The 5,265-nt window shown below is 73.0% G+C and carries 7 protein-coding genes; 3 read left to right on the forward strand and 4 right to left on the reverse strand.

What is annotated here, in order from left to right; all coding sequences use genetic code 11:
• On the forward strand, positions 1-1,158 hold a 1,158-nt coding region (gene pdxR / locus C1I98_RS34565; protein WP_111171528.1), incomplete at its 5' end, for a MocR-like pyridoxine biosynthesis transcription factor PdxR.
• Between the two features lie 4 nt (positions 1,159-1,162).
• Here pdxR and C1I98_RS34570 read toward each other — a convergent pair.
• A complete protein-coding gene (locus C1I98_RS34570) occupies positions 1,163-2,140 on the reverse strand; it encodes an MsnO8 family LLM class oxidoreductase (RefSeq protein ID WP_111171529.1) in 978 nt (325 codons plus the stop codon).
• A gap of 63 nt (positions 2,141-2,203) precedes the next feature.
• On the opposite strand from C1I98_RS34570, the gene C1I98_RS34575 reads away from it, so the two are divergent.
• A complete protein-coding gene (locus tag C1I98_RS34575) occupies positions 2,204-2,899 on the forward strand; it encodes a Mut7-C RNAse domain-containing protein (protein WP_111171530.1) in 696 nt (231 codons plus the stop codon).
• Between the two features lie 10 nt (positions 2,900-2,909).
• On the opposite strand, the gene C1I98_RS34580 is transcribed toward C1I98_RS34575, so the two are convergent.
• The 3 genes from C1I98_RS34580 to C1I98_RS34590 are packed head-to-tail and all read right to left on the reverse strand — an operon-like array spanning position 2,910 to position 4,848.
• Entirely contained in the window at positions 2,910-3,281 is a 372-nt protein-coding gene (locus tag C1I98_RS34580) for a VOC family protein (RefSeq protein WP_111171531.1), read from the reverse strand.
• Between the two features lie 20 nt (positions 3,282-3,301).
• Entirely contained in the window at positions 3,302-4,222 is a 921-nt protein-coding gene (locus tag C1I98_RS34585; RefSeq protein WP_233508432.1) for a DUF5996 family protein, read from the reverse strand.
• A gap of 44 nt (positions 4,223-4,266) precedes the next feature.
• The gene (locus C1I98_RS34590) at positions 4,267-4,848 is read right to left on the reverse strand and encodes a TIGR03086 family metal-binding protein (RefSeq protein ID WP_111171533.1); all 582 of its coding nucleotides are present in this window, start codon (positions 4,846-4,848) and stop codon (positions 4,267-4,269) included.
• Between the two features lie 64 nt (positions 4,849-4,912).
• Here C1I98_RS34590 and C1I98_RS34595 point away from each other — a divergent pair.
• Positions 4,913-5,265 (forward strand): DUF6597 domain-containing transcriptional factor (locus C1I98_RS34595; protein WP_368773556.1); only part of this gene is annotated, 353 nt, incomplete at its 3' end.

Raw genomic sequence — 5,265 nt, forward strand, 5'->3', positions numbered from 1 at the left:
CCGTACGGCGGCGCGGTGCGTCCCCGCCCACCGTGGCGCGACCTGGACCCGGTCACCGAGGACCCGGAGGAGGCCCCCTACGACTTCCGGGTCGGCGTCCCGGACGGCGGGCTGTTCCCGCTGGCCACCTGGCGGCGGCTGATCGCGGGCGAGCTGCGCGCCCGGGCGGTGACCGCCGGCTACCACGACGCCGCCGGTCACCCCGGGCTGCGGCGGGCCATCGCCCGTTACGTCGGGGTCGCCCGGTCGGTCCGCGCCCGCCCCGACGACGTGCTGCTCACCCAGGGCGCGCAACAGGCACTCGACCTCATCGGCCGGGTGCTGATCGCCCCCGGCGACCGGGTGGCCGTGGAGGAGCCCGGCTATCCCCCGGCGCGGATGCTGTTCGCGGCGATGGGCGCGCGGGTGACCGGCGTGCCGGTGGACGAGCAGGGCCTGGTGGTGGCCGCGCTCCCGCCCGGCGTACGGCTGGTGTACGTCACGCCGTCGCACCAGTTCCCGCTGGGTGTCCCGATGTCCCTGGAACGGCGGGCCGCGCTGCTGGACTGGGCCGCCCGGCACGACGCGGTGATCGTGGAGGACGACTACGACAGCGAGTTCCGCTTCTCCGAGCGGCCGCTCGCGCCGTTGCAGAGCCTGGACCGCACCGGCCGGGTCCTCTACGTCGGCACCTTCTCCAAGACCCTGCTGCCGATGCTGCGCCTCGGCTTCCTGGTCGCGCCCGCCTCGCTGCGCGCCGCCCTGCGGGCCGCCAAACGGCTGGCCGACTGGCACGGCGACCCCGTCGCGCAGGCCGCGCTGGCCCGGTTCATCGACGATGGGGAGCTGCCCCGGCACATCCGCAGGGCGACCCGCGCCTACGCGGCCCGGCACGAGCTGATCGTCGCGGCGCTCCGCGGTGACCTGGCCGAGTGGCTGACCCCGATGCCCTCGACGGCCGGGCTGCACGTCTGCGCGCGGCTCAATCCCGGCGTGCCCGCCTTCCTCGGCGAGGTCCGTGCGCGGGCGCGGCGGCTCGGCGTCGCCGTCGAGCCGCTGGCCGGATACTACGCCGGGGAGCCCGAACACGGCCTGGTGCTCGGCTACGGCGCGATCCCGGCCGAACGCGTCCCCGAGGGCCTGCGCCGGCTGCGCCGCGCCTTCGCGGAGCCGGCCTGAGCCCTCAGGCGGCCAGGGGCAGTTCGCGGGCGATGGCGGCCAGGCGGGTGTAGGAGTCGAGCCGCCGCTCGTGGTCGTAGGTGTTCATGGTGACCAGTACCTCATCGGCGCCGGTACGCGCCACCAGGCCGGACAGTTCGGCCGCCACCTCGTCCTCGGTGCCGTGGACCTGGCCCTCCAGCGCCTCCTCGAAGTAGCCGCGCTCCCTGGCGTCCATCGCCCTGGCGAGGATGTCGCGCGGCGAGGCCAGCGGCGGGAACTCCCCCCTGGTCCGCGAGTAGGCGGTGGACCACGCCTCGGGCACCAGGAGTTCCTGCGCCTCGGCGGCGGTACCGGCCACCGCGACGGTCGCCGCCACCACCACGTACGGACGGCCCGCGACGGTGGCGCGGTACCGGTCGATCGCTGGCCGCATGCGCTCCTCCCGCCCGCCGATGACCAGCGGCAGCCCCAGCTCGGCGGCGACGTCCGCACCGCTGCCCATGGCCAGGATGAAGGCGGGCACCCGCAGCCCCTCGGCGGGCCAGGCGTGTACGCCAGGATGGCGGGGCGCGCCGCCGGCGAAATAGCCGAGCAGCTCCGACACCTGGGCGGCGAAGTCGCCGGTCTCCTCCTTGCCGTGGCCGAGCGCCCGCCGTACGCCCTCGGTGAAGCCCACCGACCGCCCGAGCCCCATGTCGATGCGCCCCGGGTGGAGCGACTCCAGCACCCCGAACTGCTCGGCGACCACCAGCGGGCGGTGGTTGGGCAGCATCACGCCGCCGGTGCCCACCCTGATCCGCGAGGTCGCCCCGGCGACCGCGGCGGCCAGCACGGTGGGCGCGGAACCCGCCGCGCCGGGCACGCTGTGGTGCTCCGACACCCAAAAGCGGTGGTAGCCCAGCCGTTCGGCGGCGCGGGCGAACCGCACGGTGTCGCGCAGCGCCTCCGCGTGCCCCTGCCCCGTTCGGACCAGCGATCGGTCCAGAATCGAAATGCGCATCACCTTCGGTGTAACACTGGGAGGTTCGCGGCGGTTCCCGGGGGTTTGGGCGATGCTGGGTAGATGGTGTCGTTGCGCTTCGACGAAGAACTGCGGGTGTTCCTGGCCACCGGGCGGCGTGGCCGAGAGGTCAGCGTGCCCGCCGACGGCACCTCCACGCTCGGGCACCTGGTGGAGGCGGCGGGGGTGCCACTGCCCGAGGTGGGTTCGATGCGGGTGGACGGGCGGGACGAACCGCCGTCCTACCGGCCGGGCGGCGGCGAGACCATCGAGGTGGGGCCGGTGCGCAGGCCGCAGCGGGTGGAGTCGGCGGGGTTCCTGCTGGACGTACACCTGGGCACGCTCGCGCGGCGGCTGCGGGTGCTCGGCGTGGACACCGCCTACCACAACGACCGCGACGACGACGAGCTGATCGAGCAGGCCAACGCCGAGCGGCGGGTGCTGCTCACCCGCGACCGCGGCCTGCTGCGCCGCAGGAGGCTGTGGGCGGGCGCGTACGTGCGCGGCGAGCGGCCCGACGACCAGCTCGCCGACGTGCTCGACCGGTTCGCCCCGGATCTCGCCCCCTGGACCCGCTGCACGGCGTGCAACGGGCTGCTGGAACCCGTCGCCAAGGAGGACGTGGCGCACCTGCTGGAGCCGGGCACCCGCCGGGAGTACGACACGTTCGCCCGCTGCCGGACGTGCGGGCGCGCCTACTGGCCGGGCGCGCACCGCCCGCACCTGTCGGCGATCGTGCGCCGCGCCGGAGGCCGCTGAACCGGCCCGGTCACCTCTTCTGGAGCACCGACAGCACGTTGCCCGCCGGGTCCTTGAACCACGCGATGTACGGCCCGCCGGCCCGCATCACCCCGCGTTCGTCCTGTTCCATGCCCGGATAGCGCTCGAAGGTGACGCCCCGCCCGGTCAGCTCGTCGATGGCCGCCTCGATGTCATCGACCGGGAAGTTGAGGATGGTGAAGGTCGCCGGGGTGTGGCCGGGCTTGGGGTAGATCAGCACATTCGCCCCCGAGCCGAGGCGCAGGGTGAGCAGGCCGTACTCCTCGGAGACGTCGAGCCCCAGCGTCTCGCCGTAGAAACGGCGGGCCTGCTCGATGTCGTTCACGGAAAATCCACTGAACGCGTTGGTGTTCTTGAACATGCTTCCCCATTATTCGGTAGTCAGTGCGGATGCGCACGACGATTCGGATCATCTTCAAGCGACTCACGGTCCCAGTGGCCGAGGTCGGCCGCCGCCGCGTAGGTGTCCTGGAGGAAGTCGAGCACGGCCTTGTCGGGGTCGCGCTCGCCCCGGGCGGCCTCGTAGGGCAGTACGAACTCGCCCAGGTCGGCACTGTAGTGGGCGGCCTGCGGGCGTACCGGGAAGTCGGCGTAGCCCTCCGGCTCCGGGTAGGCGTAGGAGTAGAACGCGCCCTCCTCGCCGCCGCCGGGGAAGAAGCCGCAACTGCTGAGCTCGTGGGAGTAGCCCTCGACCATCACCCAGTCGCCGACGTTGGGCGCGCCGCCGGGGTGCTTGGGCGCGGTACGGCCGGAAAAGCGCGTGCAGGCGAGGTCCATCGCGCCCCAGAACAGATGGACCGGGCTCACCTTGCCGATGAAGTAGGACCGGAACTCGCTGAGCACCCGGTGGGCCTGGACGAGCTGGAGCCAGAAGAGGTGCGCCTGGCCGGGGTCGTAGGAGCAGTGCTGGTAGTCCTCGGCGAACGGGATGGCGGGCTCGACCTCGGTGGGGCGGGGCATGATCCGCACGTCCAGGCCGAGTTCGTGCAGCGCGTTCATGGTCTCGGTGTAGAACACGGCCACGGGCATCGCCTCAAGGCCGATGTCACGGGCCCGCCCGTCGCCCGCCCGGATGCGCAGCAGGTGATCGCACAGGTCGAACTCGATGTCGAAGACGCGCGTGCCGTACGGGATGGCGGAGGTGGTCAGGCCCCGGGCGCTGACGTACAGCGGGACCTGCCACCAGTGGTTCACCATCGGCGCCTGGGCCAGGCGGACCTTGCCGACGACCTGGGCCCACATGTGCAGCGTGTCGCGCGTGGGGCTCCACTCCTCGACCCGCAGACTCGGCCACTCCTCCATAGCGCACCCCATTCCCCCACGTCAGAGGGCATAACCAGGAAGCGTCACGGCGTCCAGGAGGGGTCGCGCCCGGTCAGCCCGAGCACCCGGTCGAGCGGCGGCGATCCGTCCGGCACCGGGACCTCGGGGCCGTAGACGCCCATCTCCCTGCCCATGGCGGCGGTCTTGGCGACCTCCTCGTGCGCGTAGGCCAGCAGCGCGGCGTCCAAGGTGACCGGCCTGCCGGCGGCCCGCGCCAGGTCCCAGCCGTGCACCAGGAACTCCACCACGACCATGCCGCCGACCAGCGCGGCGGGCAGCTCGGTGGGGCCGCCCATATGGGTCGTGCCCGTCCAGGCGGCGGGGTCGTCCCAGGCCGTGGCCGTACGGCCGACCTGGGCCACGAGATCGGCGGCCCAGTCGCCGCCGGTCAGGTCGAGTTCGCCCTCGGTCGCGGCGGGCGGCGGCGCGGCCTTCTTGCGCGCGGCCCCCTCCAGCGAGGGCCCCCAGAAGAGCAGGTGGTGGACCAGCGCGCGTACGTCGAAGTCGGCGCACGGGGTGGGCGCGGTGAGGTGGTCGGGCTTGAGGTCGCGGATGATGTCGATCAGGGTACGGCCCGCTGCTGTGACCGGTCGTGCGTCAGACATGGGGTCCAGGCTAGGGGCCGCCACCTGGGGAGGTATTGAACAAACGCGACATAATCTGTGCGGTATGACCAGGGACGTACGTGAGGTGGGCGGTGCGTGGCGGCGGTTCCAGAGCCACGCCTATCCGAGCCCGTCGGCGGACCTGGCGGAGTACGTCGCCCGGTACTGGGCGGTGTCCTGGGCGTACGAGGAGCCGTACCGGCAGCTCATCGTGCCGTACCCGAACGTCCACCTGACCTTCCGCGACGTGGTCGCGCGGGTGCAGGGCGTCGTTCCCGGCCACCAGATCAAGGTGCTGCACGGCAGGGGGCAGGTGTTCGGCGTGGCGTTCCGGCCCGGCCGTTTCCGGCCTTTTCTGCGCGCCCCGGTCTCCTCGATCACCGGCCGCACGATCGACGCCCGCCATGTCTTCCCCGC

Source organism: Spongiactinospora gelatinilytica, from assembly GCF_003236385.1.
Lineage (GTDB): Bacteria > Actinomycetota > Actinomycetes > Streptosporangiales > Streptosporangiaceae > Spongiactinospora > Spongiactinospora gelatinilytica.